Here is a 15,102-nt window from a genome sequence, read left to right as displayed (position 1 = left end):
CTGCGTCAGGGGGTGCGAAGCGCGGCGAGCAGCGCGTCCACCGGTTGGAAACGGACATCCAGCTCGGCGCTCAGTACGCCCTGCATGTCCCTGCGAAAATGATCGAGCCAGGCGCTGGGCGCCGTGACCTGTGCTTCGGCCGCGGCGGCGCGCAAGCGCTCGAAATGCGCTTCGAGCAGCGTCGGCACCGCGCCCAGCAACGCGGACTCGCGCGGGGCCAGCGCGCCCTCCATGACTGCATCGACCTCGGCCAGCCGCGCCGCCTGCGCCGAGCGCTGGGCCAGCGCTTCGCGCAGTTCCCCTCGCAGCCGCCCGGCCGCGGCTTGCATCGCGCGTTGCAGGGTCAGGCAACGCTGGCGCAGCGGTGCGAAATCGGGCGCGGTGTCGCTGGCGGTGTGGGTCGGATCGGCATCGGTGGATGCCACGCCGGCCTGCGGCGTCGCCAGTTCGGGGGCGCTGGCGATGGCCTGTGCCAGCGTTGCGCGCACCCGTGCGCAGGCCGCGGCAGAGTCGTGTGCACTGGGCGCACATGGCGCGTCGGGTGCCGCCGGCGGTGCGTCGAGCACCTTCGACAGTGCCACCGCCCGCGTCCAGTCGATCCATTCGCTCAGCCGATCGGCCGGCACCAACGCCGCCCGCGCCGCCTCGGCATCGGTCAGTCGGGCCAGCAGCCGGACGAACGTCGGACCCTGGAGGGCGGGGCGGGGCGAGGGATCCACGAGGGTCAGGCGCGCAAAAGACGGCGATTTTACAGGGCCCGGCGGCCCAGGGGTCGGCACAACGGCGGGCGCCTGCCGCGTCGAAAGCCGCGGTTGTGCTTTGCATGGTGTGCGGTGCCGGGTCATCCGCGAGCAGGTCGTGGCCTGTCGTGGCCTCGCCGGTTGGGATTCAGCTGCGCGGCCGTTCAGGAGCCGGGCCGACGCCCATGCGCCCATCGAGGTCGGGGCGCGACGTGGCGAAGCGGGCAGGCCATGGGCGCGGACTGGCGTCAACGGCTTACCGAGCTGCCGGCATCAGGCGCGGGTCGCCTTGTCGAATTTTCTGACGAAGGCCACCAGGTCCTGGCCACAGGCCTGGCAGTACTCCTGCAGTTGCAGCAGATCGAGCCGGCGCACGCCACGCTCGACGTCGCTGACGTAGGACTGGGGCCGCTCCAGCCGTTCGGCCAACTGGGCTTGCTTGAGGTCCGCCTTGTCCCGCATTTCGATCAACAGGGCCAGCAGGACCTTGTACTCGGGCTTGTGGATCGATTTGCCGGGCATACGGGCATCCTCATGAGAAGTGGGCGTACCGTATATCCGGAATCCCGTTATCCGGAAACAGGATCGCGTGGCCGGTGCATCTGTCAGCCCTGTTTGAACACCGTCCGCTTGCCGATCGGGGCGCTTTTCTTCGCGGTCGGGCGGGCGAGCCCCGGAATGAGGAAATCCGCAGCGTTGTGGCCGCGCCGGATCTTCTCGGCCAGCCAGCGTGGCGTCCGGCCGCGACCGGACCAGGTATTGCGCCGGTTGTCGGGATCGCGGTACTTCACCGCGGCCTTGGCGCGCTTGCGCTTCCTGGCAGGGGCTGCAGCACTGCGCGGCGAGGACGCAGCCGAGGCACCGACGAGTTCCTCGATCGCATAGCCTTGGGACGCGGCGAATGCGATCAGCTCCTGGCGCACGGCGGCTGCTGGCCGCCGGCGGGCCAACACTGTCCTGCGTTTCTCGGCAGCGGCCAACAGGGCGTCGAGCTCGCGCACGCCGAGCACATCGATTTCAATCTTCATGCCCTCAGCGTCGGGCCGAGCGGATAATGTGTCAAGCACGGATCGGGACGGAATGCGACGGCCACGCTCCGTCGGCCCCCATTCGATGGCTCCGGTCATGCGGACGGCCATGGCGTCGGTCACGCCCTGCGTCACGATCATCAGCAGGCACGGTCCGCCAGTTCTGTGGTGACGAAGTCACGAGCCCGTGGCCGGGCTCGTGTGACGCGTGCCTACTTGCAGCGGAACCTGACATCCGCAGTCGCGCGCTCGCCTGATGTGGCGTACGTCGCCGTGGTTTTGCCCGAATGGTGATGCGACGGGACGCTAATGGCGGCGAATTCCCCAAGTTTGCCGTCGCGATCTTCGGCGCCGACGACGATGGCACGCAGACCCTGCCGCGCACAGTAGGCATTGGCCTCTTCGATGAGACGGATGCGCTGCGCGCCCCCGCTCGACAACGCGGTCGCGGAGTGCCCCGCCACCTCGTAGACGCCATTGCCGACGGGGACGAAGCGGGAGGTGGACGAGCAGCCAACAAGCAGGACGGCGGGCAAAGCCAGCAGGACGACAATCGGGCGCATGGGATCCTCTTCTTATTGTGGTCGGCGCGGCTGCCGAGCGACGAATCGGCAGCGGCGCCGGGTTGATGGGTCAACGGCGCAATCCCTGCATGACATCTCCTGCATCGCCGGCCGGAGCGTATTTTTGCGATCCTGACTGCGCAAAGAATCCATGCCGACAAACCGAACGGCGCGTTCTAGAACAGGGACGCCACGTAAACGGTTCATCGAAAGCGCGCCTCAATCGGGCGCCATGCTGCGGAATACGAGACTGTGATCCGGGCTGTTATTCACAGCCGGTTTGGCGACGCGCGTGAGGGCGGCGCGAATGTGCGCAGGCCCAATGTGGCGTCGTACTTCGGTAGGCGCACAGCCAATCGGATTTACGACGAATTTACGCATGCGCCTATGTCGCCGCATGGAGACTTTATGGCCGGGGCGCCGAGACTGCGCGGCATCGGCGGAGCCTGTCCGCCAGGACTGATGTCATGGATCGTCGTACCGTCACCACGCGCCGGGTCGCGCTGTCGCTCGCCCTGCTGACGCCGCCGCTCGGCAACGTCGCGGCGGCCGACTGGTCGGGCAGTGCAGCGCTGACCAGCGATTACGTCTGGCGCGGCACCAGCCAGAGCGATGAAGGGCCGGCGCTGCAGGCCGGCGTCAAGATCTCCGGCCCGCGCGGGCTGTATGCCCAGGCCTGGGGTTCGGATGTCCGCCTCGCACCGCAGACGGCTGCCTCGCACGAGCTCGACCTCGTGCTCGGCTGGGCCGGGCCGTTGTCGGAGGCGTTCGCGCTCGATGCCGCGCTCACGCATTACCGCTATCCCGGCGCCGCGGTCGATCTGGACTGGACGGAGCTCGGCGCCACGCTGACCTGGCGGACGCGTGCCTGGCTGCAAGTTGCGCATGCGTCCGATGCGTTGGCGAGCGGCGCGTCGGGCACCTACGCGCAGATGGGCGTGCGGATCCCTGACGACGACCGGCTCTGGTTCGAGATCGCGGTCGGTCGCTATCGGCTGCACGCGGCGGGCGGCGACAACGACTACACCCACGTCCAGGCGGGCGTGGTGTGGACGCTCGCACCGCCGCTGGCGCTGCGACTGACGATGCACGACACCAGTGCGTCGGCGCAGCGTGCGTTCGGTGGCTGGGCCGGATCGCGACTCGAGGCGGCGCTGCACGCGTCGTTCTGAACAGGCTTCTTCATCGCTACGGATGCGCGTCATGATCGAATTGCTGGTCTCCCTCGCCCTGGCGGCCGTGTTGGCGTGGCCGCTCGGGCGCTATCTCGCGGCGGTGATGCGCGGCGGTCCGGCGCCGGGCGATCGCGTGTTCGCACGCTTGGAGCGGCCGCTGTACCGCCTGCTCGGCATCGACCCGACAAGCGGCATGGGCTGGAAGAGGTACGCGGGCGCGTTCCTCGCCAGCAACGTCGTGCTGCTCGTGCTGGCGACCGCTGTGTTCATGGGGCAGGCGTGGTTGCCGCTCAATCCCAACGAGGCGCCGAACATGCGCTGGGACCTGGCGTTGCACACCACGATGTCGTTCCTGACCAACACCAATCAGCAGCATTACGCCGGCCAGGCGCAGCTCTCGCATCTGGCGCAGATGACGGCGATCGTCGGGCTGCAGGTGGCGACGCCGATGATGGGGCTGTCGCTGGTCGTGGCGACCTTGCGTGGCCTGTTCGGTGGCCGCGCGGCCTTGCAGGCCGGCCCCGACCTGGGCGCGGCGCCCGACGTCGTCACGGCACCGGCCGGCGATGCGCATCGGCACGCAGCTGCGCGCGCCGATGTCGGCAATTACTGGGCTGATGTCATCCGCCCGACCGTCCGCGTCATGTTGCCGCTGTGTCTGCTGTGGTCGTTGCTGCTGACGGCGCAGGGCGTGCCCTCGACCCTGGCCGGCGGGCCCGAGGCGACACCGCTCGACACGAGTGCGCAGATGACCCGCCAGAAGATTCCGCTCGGACCGGTCGCGGCGATGGTCGCGGCCAAACAGCTGGGCAGCAACGGTGGCGGCTGGTATGGACCCAACAGCGCTGCGCCTCTTGAGAACCCGACGCCGCTGTCGAACCTGTTGGAACTGCTGGCGATCGTGCTGCTGCCGGTGTCGGTCGTGGCGATGGTCGGCACGTTCACCGGCCGGCGTCGATTCGCCGCGCTGGTGTTCGGCTGCATGTTGACGATGTCGCTGCTGTCGGGCGGCGCTGCGCTCTGGGCCGAGCGCCACGGGCCGGCCCCGGTCGAGGCCGCACTGATGGAGGGCAAGGAGGTGCGCTTCGGTGTCGACGCCTCGGCGGCCTGGGCGGCGCTGACCACGCAGGTCAACAACGGTTCGGTGAACCTGATGCTCGACTCGGCGGCACCGCTGACCGGATTGGTGGCGATGGGCAACATGCTGGTCAACGCAATCTGGGGCGGCATCGGCTGCGGTCTGCAGCAGTTCCTGGTCTACCTGCTGCTGGCGGTGTTCGTGGCCGGGCTGATGACCGGACGCACGCCGGAGCTGTTCGGCCGCAAGATCGAGGCGCCGGAGGTGCGCCTGTTGGCGGTGCTCGTCCTGCTGCAGCCGGTAGTGCTGTTGGGCCTGACCGCGGCGGCGCTGGCGATGCCGTCGCTGGCGGGCACGTCCAATCCGGGCGCGCACGCGATCGGTCAGGTGTTCTACGAGTACGCGTCGGCGTTCGCCAACAACGGCTCGGGCTTCGAAGGCCTGGCCGATGCGTCGCCGTGGTGGAACCTGACCACGACCGCGGCGCTCGCGCTCGGTCGCTATCCAGCGCTGGTGATTCCGCTGGTCATCTCAGCGCTGCTCGCGGCCAAGCGCGCGGCGCCCGAGAGCGTCGGCACCTTGCGGATCGAGACGCCGACCTTCGCGCTGACGCTGCTGGCGATCGTCGCCGTACTCACGCTTCTCCAGTTCATGCCGGTGCTGGTGCTTGGGCCGGTGGCCGAGCATCTGGCGCTGGCCTCGGCCCACGTGGGGACTTGATCGATGACTACCCTTTCCCAAGACGCCGCGCCCGTGCGCGGGACCAACCCCGGCCTGTTCGATGCCGGCATCCTGCGCGCGGCGGTTCGCGCCGCGTTCGTCAAACTCTCGCCGCAGCACGCGTTGCGCAATCCGGTGATGGCCGTCGTCTGGCTGGCCACACTGCTGACCGCCGCGCTGACCGTGACGGGCCGGGTCTCGTCGCCGGGGTTGGGCTGGGCGGTGACCGGATTGCTGACGATCACGGTGCTGTTCGCCAACTTCGCCGAGGCGATGGCCGAGGCGCGCGGCCGCGGACAGGCCGCCTCGTTGCGGCGTGCGCGCCAGGATCTGGTCGCACGTCGGGTCACCTCGGCGCAGGCCACCGAGGCGCCGGAGCGCGTGGTCGCGTCCGCGCTTCGGCCCGGCGATCTGGTGATCGTGTCGGAAGGCGAACTGGTGCCGGCCGACGGTGAGATCGTGCTCGGGCTGGCGACGATCAACGAGGCGGCGGTCACCGGCGAGTCGGCGCCGGTGCTGCGCGAGGCGGGGACCGATCGCAGTGGCGTGATCGGCGGCACCAAGGTGTTGTCGGATGAGATCGTCGTGCGGGTCACGGTCGAAGCCGGGCACAGCTTTCTCGATCGCATGATCGCATTGGTCGAGGGGGCGAACCGGCAGAAGACACCCAACGAGGTCGCGCTCGGCCTGCTGCTGGCGACCATGACGCTGACGTTCCTGGTCGTGGTGGTCACGCTGCCGGCGATCGCGGGCTTCGTCGGTGCGAGGCTCGATCCCTTGCTGCTGATCGCGCTGCTGGTGTGCCTGATTCCGACCACGATCGGCGGGCTGCTGCCGGCGATCGGCATCGCCGGCATGAACCGTGCGCTGTCGGCGAATGTGCTGGCGAAATCGGGCAAGGCCGTCGAGGTGGCCGGCGACATCGACGTGCTGCTGCTCGACAAGACCGGCACGATCACCCACGGCGATCGCCAGGCGACTGCGCTGCATCCGCTGGCGGGGATCGACCCCGACGCGCTGCGCGAGGCCGCACTGCTCGCCTCGCTCGCCGATCCCACGCCCGAGGGCAAGTCGATCGTGCGGCTGGCGCGGCGACCGGGCGCGTCGCTCGAGGCCCCGGCTCAGGCGCACTTCGTCGCGTTCACCGCACAGACGCGCATGAGCGGCGTGGATCTGGGCGGTGGCGATGCGCCCCGGCGCATCCGCAAGGGCGCGATGGACGCGATCGTCGCGCATGTCGCGGCGCTGGGCGGCGCGGTGTCGACGGAACTGCGTGCGCGGGTCGAGCAGGTCGCACGCAGCGGTGCCACGCCGCTGGTCGTCGCCGAAGGTCCGCACGTGCTCGGCGTGGTCGAGCTGTCGGACGTGGTCAAGACCGGCATCCGCGAGAAGTTCGCGCAGCTGCGTGGCATGGGCATCCGCACGGTGATGATCACCGGCGACAACCCATTGACCGCGGCCGCGATCGCCGCCGAGGCCGGTGTCGACGACTACATCGCCGAGGCACGTCCGGAGGACAAGCTCGCGCGCATCCGGGCCGAACAGGCGCAGGGCCGGCTGGTGGCGATGGTCGGCGACGGCACCAACGATGCGCCCGCGCTGGCGCAGGCGGACGTAGGCCTGGCGATGCACGCCGGCACCCAGGCGGCCAAGGAGGCCGGCAACATGGTCGATCTGGATTCCGATCCGGCCAAGCTGTTGCGGGTGGTCGAGGTCGGCAAGCAGCAGTTGATCACCCGCGGCGCGCTGACGACGTTCTCGCTGGCCAACGACGTGTCCAAGCACTTCGCGATCCTGCCGGCGCTGTTCGCTGCATCGGTGCCGGCACTGGCGGCGCTGGACGTGATGCGGCTGTCGAGCCCACGCAATGCGGTGATCGCGGCCCTGGTGTTCAACGCCGCGATCATCCCGCTGCTGATTCCGTTGGCGCTGCGCGGCGTGCGCTTCCGCGCCTCGGGTGCGACCGCGCTGCTGCGCCGGAACATGCTCGTCTACGGCCTGGGCGGCGTGCTGCTGCCATTCGCCGCGATCAAGCTCATCGACCTGGCGCTGGCCGCCACGGTCGGCCTGTAGAGGATTCTCCATGACCGCCGTTCCGCCTTCGCATCCGCCCGGCCTGCTGCGGCCGGCTCTGGGTCTGGCCCTGATCACCCTGCTGGTCGCGGGCCTCGGCTATGCACTGCTTGCCACGGGGCTGGGACGCGTGCTGTTCCCAGCGCAGGCCCAAGGCAGCCTGCTCGAGCACGACGGCCGCATCGTCGGCTCGTCGCTGGTTGGCCAGCCGTTCGTTGGCGCGCGCTGGTTCGTGCCGCGCCCCTCGGCGGCCGATTACGACCCGATGGCGATGGCCGGAAGCAATCTGGCGCGCGGGAATCCGGCGTTGCAGACCGACATCGAGGCCGCACGTCAGGCCGTCGCCGCGCGTGAGGGTCTTGCTGCCGCGGACGTGCCCGACGAGCTGATCACCCGATCCGGCAGCGGCATCGACCCGCATATCGGGCCGGCGACGGCGCGCGTGCAGGTCGCGCGGGTCGCGGCGGCAAGCGGCCTCGACCCGGCGCGGGTGCAGGCGCTGGTCGATGCCCACACCCAGGGCCCGACGTTCGGCCTGTTCGGTGCGGCGCGGGTGAACGTGCTCGCGCTCAACCTCGCGCTCGACGCGCAAGCGCAGGCCGACGGCGCAGAATAAGCCGATGTCCGCCGACCGCGACGCCCGCGCCGATGCCTTGCTGGCCGATGCCGTCCGCGCGCATGGCGGCGGCCGCTTGACGGTGTTCCTGGGCGCTGCGCCCGGCGTCGGCAAGACCTGGGCGATGCTGGCGCGCGCGCGCGAGCTGCAGGCGCAGGGCCATGCGGTGCTCGTGGGCTTCGTCGAGACCCACGGCCGGGCCGATACCGCCGCCTTGCTTGAGGGCCTGGAGGTGCTGCCGCGTCGGCGCCTCGCCTACCGCGATCGCTGGCTCGAGGCCTTCGATATCGACGCGGCGCTCGCCCGGCGTCCGACGCTGGTGCTGGTCGACGAACTCGCGCATCGCAACCCGCCGGGTAGCCGCCATGAGCGGCGCTGGCAGGATGTCGTCGAGCTGCTCGATGCCGGGATCGACGTCCATACCACGGTCAACGTCCAGCATCTGGAGAGCCTCAACGACGTCGTGCATGCGATCACCGGTGTGCGCGTGACCGAGACCGTGCCCGACAGCGTGTTCGACCGCCTGCGCGACATCCGCCTGGTCGACCTGCCGCCGCGCGACCTGATCGAACGGCTGGAGGCGGGCAAGGTCTATCTGCCCGAGCAGGCGACGCGGGCGCTGCAGGGTTTCTTCACGCCGTCCAACCTCGCCGCGCTGCGCGAACTGGCGATGCAGGTCGCGGCCGATCGCATCGATGCCGACCTGCGCGAATCGCAGGCGGCCCATGGCCGCGCCGGGCCAACGTTGCGACGCCGGGTGCTGGTCGCAATCGACGGGCTGGGCACGTCCGAGTACCTGGTGCGCGCGGGCCGGCGCATCGCCGAGCGCCGCGATGCGCCCTGGACGGTGACCACCGTGCAGTCGGGGGCGCCGCCCGATGCCGAACGGCAGCTCGAGCTCGACCGCGCGTTCGCACTCGCCCGCAGTCTCGGCGCTGCGACCGAGGTCGTGCACGGCGACGAAGTCGCCGCTGCATTGCTCGACCAGGCCGAGCGCGTCGGCGCGTCCTCGATCGTGCTCGGCCGCACCCGCGAGCGCCCAGTCGCGCGCGCGTTCAACCGCACGCTCACCCAGCGCCTGCTGCAGCGGGGCGCACGCTTCGAGCTGGTGATCGTCGGCACGCCCGACGCGCGTGCGCGGGCACGTCGGGCGGGGCGCGGCGATCGCACGATGCGCGGTCGCGGCGTCGCATGGGCCGTCAGCGTCACCCTCGGCGCGGTTGCGTTGGGCTGGGGGGCGCAACGCTGGCTGGGCCTGGACGATCTGTCGATGTTGTTCATGCTCGCAGTCGTGCTGGTGGCCGCGCGCACGCGCATGTCCACGGCCGTGGTCACTGCCGTGCTGAGCTTCGCCAGCTACAACTTCTTCTTCATCGAGCCGCGCTTCACTTTCCAGATTGCCGCCCATCGCAGCGTGATCACGGTGACCTTGTTCCTGATCGCAGCGCTGGTCGCGGGGCGGCTGGCCTCGCGATTGCGGCAGCAGGTGCTGGCGCTGCGCGCGGCCAATGCGCATGCAACCGGCCTGCAGACGCTCGGGCGCGAGCTCGCTGCTGCGGCCGACCTCGGCCAGGTGCTGGCGGCCGGCCGCGAGGCGTTGGCGCAGGGGCTGGGCGCGGAGGTCTGGATCCAGCTGGACGAGACCGCGAGCGCGCCGACGCTGCCCGACGGTCTCGACCGGGCCGCGGTGGACTGGGTGCGTCGCCACGGCGAGCCGGCGGGTCGCGACACCGATACCTTGTCGGCGTTGCGCTGGTGGCTGCTGCCGGTTCGCGACGGCGACACGATCCACGGGGTGGCGGCGTTGCGCTTCGATGCGCAGGCCCCGCGCCCCGGGCTGGAGCAGCGCCGGCTCGCGCAGGCGATGCTCGACGATATCGCACAGGCGGCCTCGCGCGTGCGCCTGGTCGGCGCGCTCGAACGCGCCCGGGTCGAAGGCGAGACCGAACGCCTGCGCGCGGCGTTGCTGTCGTCGGTGTCGCACGACCTGCGTTCGCCGTTGGCCTCGATGATCGGCTCGGCCGGCAGCCTGGCCAGCTATGGCGAGGCGATGGAGGCGGCGGACCGGCGCGCGTTGCTGGAGACCATCGTGCTCGAGGGCGAGCGCCTGGACCGCTATATCCAGAATCTGCTCGACATGACCCGGCTGGGCCATGACGGGCTGTCGCTCAACCGCGACTGGATCGGCGTCGATGAGCTCGTCGGCTCGGCGGTCGCTCGGCTGCGCCGCTATCGTCCCGACGTGCGTGTCGTGCTCGACCTCGCGCCCGGCTTGCCGCCGCTGTGGGTGCATCCGGCCCTGCTCGAGCAGGCGCTGTTCAACGTGCTCGAGAACGCGGCCGGGTTCTCGCCGCCGGGCGAGGCGATCACAGTGGCCGCGCGGCTGCTGCCGGGCGCGGCCCCGGACACTGCGCAGGGCGTGCTGCGCATCGATGTCGCCGACCGCGGCCCGGGGATTCCCGACGAGGAGCGCGTGCGCATCTTCGACATGTTCTACAGCGTCGAACGCGGCGATCGTGGCCGCAAAGGTACCGGCCTCGGACTGACGATCTGCCAGGGCATGGTCGGTGCGCACGGTGGTGCGGTGTCGGCGTTGCGCGGGCCCGACGGCACCGGCACGCTGATCCGGATCGAGCTGCCGTTGCAGCGCCCACCCGACCTGGAGCCCGACCATGCCGGCGACAACTGACTCCGCTGCGCCGATGCCCGCGCGCATCCTGGTCGTCGACGACGAGCCGCAGATCCGGCGGTTCCTGGACATCAGTCTGCGCGCACAGGGCTACCGCGTCGCGCTTGCCGAGGATGCCGCAAAGGCGCTGACGCTGCTGGCCGAAGGCGGCGCCGACCTGGTGGTGCTCGACATCGGACTGCCCGACATGGATGGGCACGCGGTGCTGCGCGAGATCCGTGGCTGGTCGCAGGTGCCGGTGGTGATGCTGTCGGTGCGCAACGACGAGGCCGGCAAGGTCGCCGCGCTCGATGCGGGCGCGAACGACTACGTGACCAAACCGTTCGGCACCGCCGAACTGATGGCGCGGATCCGCATGCTGCTGCGCCAGCAGGCGCAGGGCCCGGACGCGGCGCCGGTGTTCGACGACGGTCACCTGCACATCGACCTGGCGCGCCGCGAGGTGCGCCTGGGCGGCGTGCCGTTGGCGCTGTCGCGCAAGGAGTACGCCTTGCTGTCGATGCTGCTGCGCAATGCCGGCCGCGTGCTGACCCAGCCGCAGTTGCTGCGCGAGATCTGGGGGCCCAGCCACACCGAGGATGCGCATTACGTGCGCATCCTCGTCGGCAAGCTGCGCGCCAGACTCGGCGACGATGCTGCCGCGCCGCGCTATATCGCGACCGAGCCGGGTGTCGGGCTGCGCTTCATCGCCCTGGACGACGACGCGGGCCAGCGGCGCGGCGCATAGCGGCATCGCCGCGCGGGTTCGGCGGCGGGTTGCTTCCTGCCGTGTACCAGGCCCGCAGGCTGCACCTGCCCGTCAGGCGGGGGCGGCTATGCTCTGGCGCTTCGCGATAGACCCGAGGAACGCCATGCAGGAATCGACCATGACCGCCATCGCCATCCGCGGCGGCAAGGGGGAGGCGGATGCGCTGCATCCGGTCGAACTGCCGATGCCGGTACCGGCGCAAGGACAGGTGCTGATCCAGGTGCGCGCGGCGGGCGTCAACCGGCCGGACATCGTGCAGCGCCTCGGCAGCTACCCGCCGCCGCCCGGTGCGCCGGAGACGCTCGGCCTGGAGGTGGCGGGCGAGATCGTGCATGGCGCAGGTCGATGGCGACCAGGCGATCGGGTCTGCGCGCTGCTCGGCGGTGGCGGCTATGCGACCCACGCGGTGGCCGACGCCCGGCACGTGTTGCCGATGCCCGACGGCCTGGATTGGGTCCACGCCGCCGCGCTGCCCGAAACCGTGTTCACCGTCTACGCCAACGTGTTCGAGCATGGCGCCCTGCGGGCCGGCGAATGGCTGCTGGTGCACGGCGCGACTTCGGGCATCGGCGTGGCGGCGATCCAGATGGCGCGTGCGGCCGGGGCGCATGTGCTGGCGTGCAGCCGGGGTGCGGAGAAGGCCGCGCAGGCGCGCGCACTGGGCGCCGACGTATCGGTGGATACGCACACCGAGGATTTCGCCGAGGTCGCGCGTGCGCACGGCGGCGTCGACGTGGCGCTGGACATGGTCGGCGCGCCGACGTTCGAGGCGACGCTGCGCGCGCTCAACCGGGGCGGGCGCATCGTCTACATCGCCGCGCTGGGCGGCGCCGTGCTGGAAGTGCCGGTGATGCGGCTGATGCAGAAGCAGGCGGTCCTCACCGGCTCGACCTTGCGTCCGCGCAGCGCCGACGAGAAGGCACGTCTGGCCGAAGCGGTCGAACGGAGGGTGTGGCCGTGGATCGCCGAGGGGCGGGTCCGCGCAGTCGTCGACCGCACGTTCCCGTTGGCCGACGCCGCGGCCGCGCACGCCTACCTCGAGGCCGGCGCGCATGTTGGAAAGGTGGTGCTCGAGGTCGCATAGGCACGCGCTCGTCACCACCCGCGCAGGCCGGCGCTGCGCGCGGTTCCAGGCGCGCGACCGCCCATGCGGGAACCGATGGCTCGCGGCTCGATCACCGCGTTGTGACGACTCAGCCGACCGGCGGCCCGTGCTCGGCTCCCCGACACCGCCGCAGCAAGGCCGCGCACAGCGTGCGCAAGCGGCGGTTGTCGCGGGCCAGGCGTGCGAGCACCAGGGCGTCGACACCGGCATCGCGCATTCGCGGTGCAGGATCCAGGACATCGTCCAGCGCGCAGGCGCCCGCCACCAGCGCGGCGGCATCGGCCTCTGCACTGGCAACCCCGCCGTGTGCGATGACCGGCGCCACCGGGACCAGCAGCCGGTAGCCGCGCCGGTGCAGCGTGTCGATGTAGCGCGGGGCCTGGGCGCTATCGCCCAGCGCGGCGCGCAGCAACGCCACGTGCTTGTGCACTGCGTTGTCACCCAGGTCCTGTCCGGGCCAGCAGGCATCGAGCAGGGCATCGGCGCTGCGGACGGCGCCATTGCTCGCGGCCAGCGCGCACAGCAAGGTCATGGTCCTGGGTTCCAGGCGACGGCGATGGCCTGCGCGCAGCAGGCGGCCCTCTGCGGGAACGACGATCCAGTCGCCTATCCGGAATCGGCCCGAGCCCCCCGGGATCTTGCTCGCCATTCGCCCTCCTGTGGCGCCGGCGCAGATGCCGGTGTCTTCGCGTGTCCGTGTCCGTGTCCGTGTTGGAACGCGCGCGCCTGTGATCGGCGCGGGTCGCGCATCGGTGGATGCCGTGGCGCGTGGCCCGCCCGGAAGCTTTCCGGAAGGACTTGGGTCGGCGCGCTGGCGATGCTCGGTCCGGAGGCGGCAATCGCCGCGTCATCGACGCTAGGGAGGGAGCGATGATCCGGCGACGGCATGGGAACGAGACGACTGCGCAACGGCGCGAGGCGTTGTGCGCGGACGTGGGAATGTGCGGAGGTGCGCGATGACGCTGCGCATTCTGCTGGCTGACGGCCAGACGCTGGTGCGCGATGGCGTGCGTGCATTGCTTGCCGGCGATCCACAGCTCGAGATCGCAGGGGTGGCCGGCGACGGCCTGGAGATGCTGCGACTCGCACGGCGCCTGGCCTTCGACATCGCGGTGGTCGAACCCGCGATGTCGGGCATGAACGGCATCGAGGCGACCCGCCGCCTGCTGGCGAGGACGCCCGAGGCGCGCGTGCTGTGCCTGGCGCATGCCGGCAGCCACAGCGCGGTCAAGGAGGCCTTCGATGCAGGCGCGCGCGGCTATGTGCTCAAGCGCGATCCGGTCGAGGTCCTGCTTGCCGCGCTGCGTGGTGTGGCAGGTGGCCGCATGGTGCTCAGCCCGGGACTGGAAGCGGTGTTCATCGATGCCTACCGCAACCGCGACGCGGCGTTGGGCCCATCGCCGCTGACTGGCCGCGAGCGCGAGATCACCCAGCTTTACGCCGAAGGCTGGTCGACGCGGCAGATTGCCGCGCGGCTGCACATCAGCGAGAAGACGGTGGCGACCCATCGTGAGCACGTGTTCGCCAAGCTCGGCGTTGCGGGCATCGCCGGCCTGACCCGATATGCGCTGCGCGAAGGGATCAGCCGCCTGGAGGAGGCGGGCGCCGATGGTGCGCACGGCGCCGGCTGACGGCATGCCCGTTGCGCGCATACCCGACGCGCAGGAACGCGCCCTCGCCCGACCGGCGGCGGTCGGCGCGCACGCGCGCGTGCGCGCTGTCGGGCAGGGCAACGGCAGACGGCGTATCGACATGCGGGGCGCGGCTCCGGTCGCGCGCAACGGCGCGTCCACGGCACTGTTGTCGCCGGGGACAGGGCTCGCCATCGGTGCGATGCCGATCCTTGGCGGCGCCAGCTCCGATGTCATCGGCGCGACCGCCGCACGCCTGCGCGCGCGAGCCGTGCAAGGTCGGCATTCGTGCATTGCGGTCTCGGCATCCTGCCGATGGGGCCCGGGCGCGGCGTCGGTGAGGCTGCATCCACCGCACAGCGCGCCGCGAAACGAGGATGTCATGGCCGACTTTCAACGATTCTTCCCCCATTTGCTGCGCTTCGAGGGCGGCTACGTCAACGATCCAGCCGACCCGGGGGGCGCGACCAACAAAGGCATCACGTTCGCGACCTTTCGTCGGCATGCACAGGCCCTGCTCGGCGTGGCCCCCAGCCTGGAGTCCCTGCGCGCGCTGACCGATGCGCAAGCCGCCGTGCTGTATCGCCGGCTGTACTGGGACCCGCTGCATGGCGATGCGATCGCACTGCAGCCGTTGGCTGAAATCATGTTCGACTTCCACGTCAACGCCGGCGCCAACGCCATCAAGCTGCTGCAGCGCGTGCTCAACGAGCTGGGGGCGCAGCCGCGGCTGCAGGTGGACGGGGCGTTCGGCCCAGGCACGTTCGCCGCGCTCCAGGCGGCCGACCCGGTCGCCGTGTACCTCGCCTATCGAAAAGGGCGCATCGATTACTACCGCACGCTGGTCGCGCGACGGCCATCGCTGCAGCGCTTCCTGCGCGGCTGGCTGGCGCGGGTCGAGGCCTTTCCCGCCGATCCGACGGCCGGTTGAACGCA

At 70.7% G+C, this 15,102-nt stretch carries 14 protein-coding genes; 9 read left to right on the top strand and 5 right to left on the bottom strand.

Features of this window, described 5'->3' with window-relative positions; translation table 11 throughout:
• Positions 1-5: 5 nt before the first annotated feature.
• The 4 genes from FHW73_RS00585 to FHW73_RS00570 form a co-directional block, all read right to left on the bottom strand.
• Positions 6-728 (bottom strand): DUF3348 domain-containing protein, encoded by a 723-nt coding sequence (locus FHW73_RS00585; protein ID WP_255492599.1) that lies wholly within the window; start codon positions 726-728, stop codon positions 6-8.
• A gap of 285 nt (positions 729-1,013) precedes the next feature.
• Positions 1,014-1,262 carry a helix-turn-helix transcriptional regulator gene (locus FHW73_RS00580; protein ID WP_183424774.1) on the bottom strand — a complete coding sequence of 83 codons (249 nt, stop codon included), beginning with the start codon at positions 1,260-1,262 and terminating at the stop codon, positions 1,014-1,016.
• 83 nt (positions 1,263-1,345) lie between these two features.
• Positions 1,346-1,909 carry an H-NS histone family protein gene (locus FHW73_RS00575; protein WP_255492532.1) on the bottom strand — a complete coding sequence of 188 codons (564 nt, stop codon included), beginning with the start codon at positions 1,907-1,909 and terminating at the stop codon, positions 1,346-1,348.
• 71 nt (positions 1,910-1,980) lie between these two features.
• Positions 1,981-2,331, bottom strand: coding sequence for a hypothetical protein (locus tag FHW73_RS00570; RefSeq protein ID WP_183424773.1), 351 nt, complete (start codon positions 2,329-2,331; stop codon positions 1,981-1,983).
• 467 nt (positions 2,332-2,798) lie between these two features.
• Here FHW73_RS00570 and FHW73_RS00565 point away from each other — a divergent pair, with 467 nt between their 5' ends.
• The 7 genes from FHW73_RS00565 (at position 2,799) to FHW73_RS00535 (ending at position 12,514) form a co-directional block, all read left to right on the top strand.
• Positions 2,799-3,503, top strand: coding sequence for a TorF family putative porin (locus tag FHW73_RS00565; RefSeq protein WP_183424772.1), 705 nt, complete (start codon positions 2,799-2,801; stop codon positions 3,501-3,503).
• 31 nt (positions 3,504-3,534) lie between these two features.
• Positions 3,535-5,304: a potassium-transporting ATPase subunit KdpA gene (locus FHW73_RS00560; protein ID WP_183424771.1), complete on the top strand. Its 1,770-nt coding sequence runs from the start codon at positions 3,535-3,537 to the stop codon at positions 5,302-5,304.
• A gap of 3 nt (positions 5,305-5,307) precedes the next feature.
• Positions 5,308-7,377, top strand: coding sequence for a potassium-transporting ATPase subunit KdpB (gene kdpB / locus FHW73_RS00555; protein ID WP_183424770.1), 2,070 nt, complete (start codon positions 5,308-5,310; stop codon positions 7,375-7,377).
• A gap of 10 nt (positions 7,378-7,387) precedes the next feature.
• Positions 7,388-7,993, top strand: coding sequence for a potassium-transporting ATPase subunit KdpC (gene kdpC, locus FHW73_RS00550; RefSeq protein WP_183424769.1), 606 nt, complete (start codon positions 7,388-7,390; stop codon positions 7,991-7,993).
• Between the two features lie 4 nt (positions 7,994-7,997).
• Positions 7,998-10,682, top strand: a complete 2,685-nt coding sequence (locus FHW73_RS00545; RefSeq protein WP_183424768.1) for a sensor histidine kinase KdpD — start codon at positions 7,998-8,000, stop codon at positions 10,680-10,682.
• Complete coding sequence (locus FHW73_RS00540) at positions 10,666-11,409, top strand: response regulator transcription factor (RefSeq protein ID WP_183424767.1); 744 nt, start codon at positions 10,666-10,668, stop codon at positions 11,407-11,409. The genes FHW73_RS00545 and FHW73_RS00540 overlap by 17 nt, the downstream gene beginning before the upstream one ends.
• 124 nt (positions 11,410-11,533) lie before the next feature.
• Positions 11,534-12,514: an NAD(P)H-quinone oxidoreductase gene (locus FHW73_RS00535; protein WP_183424766.1), complete on the top strand. Its 981-nt coding sequence runs from the start codon at positions 11,534-11,536 to the stop codon at positions 12,512-12,514.
• 109 nt (positions 12,515-12,623) lie between these two features.
• Here FHW73_RS00535 and FHW73_RS00530 read toward each other — a convergent pair whose 3' ends face one another.
• Complete coding sequence (locus FHW73_RS00530) at positions 12,624-13,184, bottom strand: winged helix-turn-helix domain-containing protein (RefSeq protein ID WP_255492531.1); 561 nt, start codon at positions 13,182-13,184, stop codon at positions 12,624-12,626.
• Between the two features lie 307 nt (positions 13,185-13,491).
• On the opposite strand from FHW73_RS00530, the gene FHW73_RS00525 reads away from it, so the two are divergent.
• Together FHW73_RS00525 and FHW73_RS00520 are read left to right on the top strand one after the other, a co-directional pair.
• Positions 13,492-14,166 carry a response regulator transcription factor gene (locus FHW73_RS00525; RefSeq protein ID WP_183424764.1) on the top strand — a complete coding sequence of 225 codons (675 nt, stop codon included), beginning with the start codon at positions 13,492-13,494 and terminating at the stop codon, positions 14,164-14,166.
• A gap of 382 nt (positions 14,167-14,548) precedes the next feature.
• Entirely contained in the window at positions 14,549-15,097 is a 549-nt protein-coding gene (locus FHW73_RS00520) for a glycosyl hydrolase 108 family protein (RefSeq protein ID WP_183425336.1), read from the top strand.
• The last annotated feature ends 5 nt before the right edge of the window (positions 15,098-15,102 follow it).

This window comes from Luteimonas sp. RC10 (assembly GCF_014192745.1).
GTDB lineage: Bacteria > Pseudomonadota > Gammaproteobacteria > Xanthomonadales > Xanthomonadaceae > Luteimonas.
Note: the sequence above shows the minus strand (reverse complement) of the source record. Positions and strands in the feature narration are given on the sequence as shown.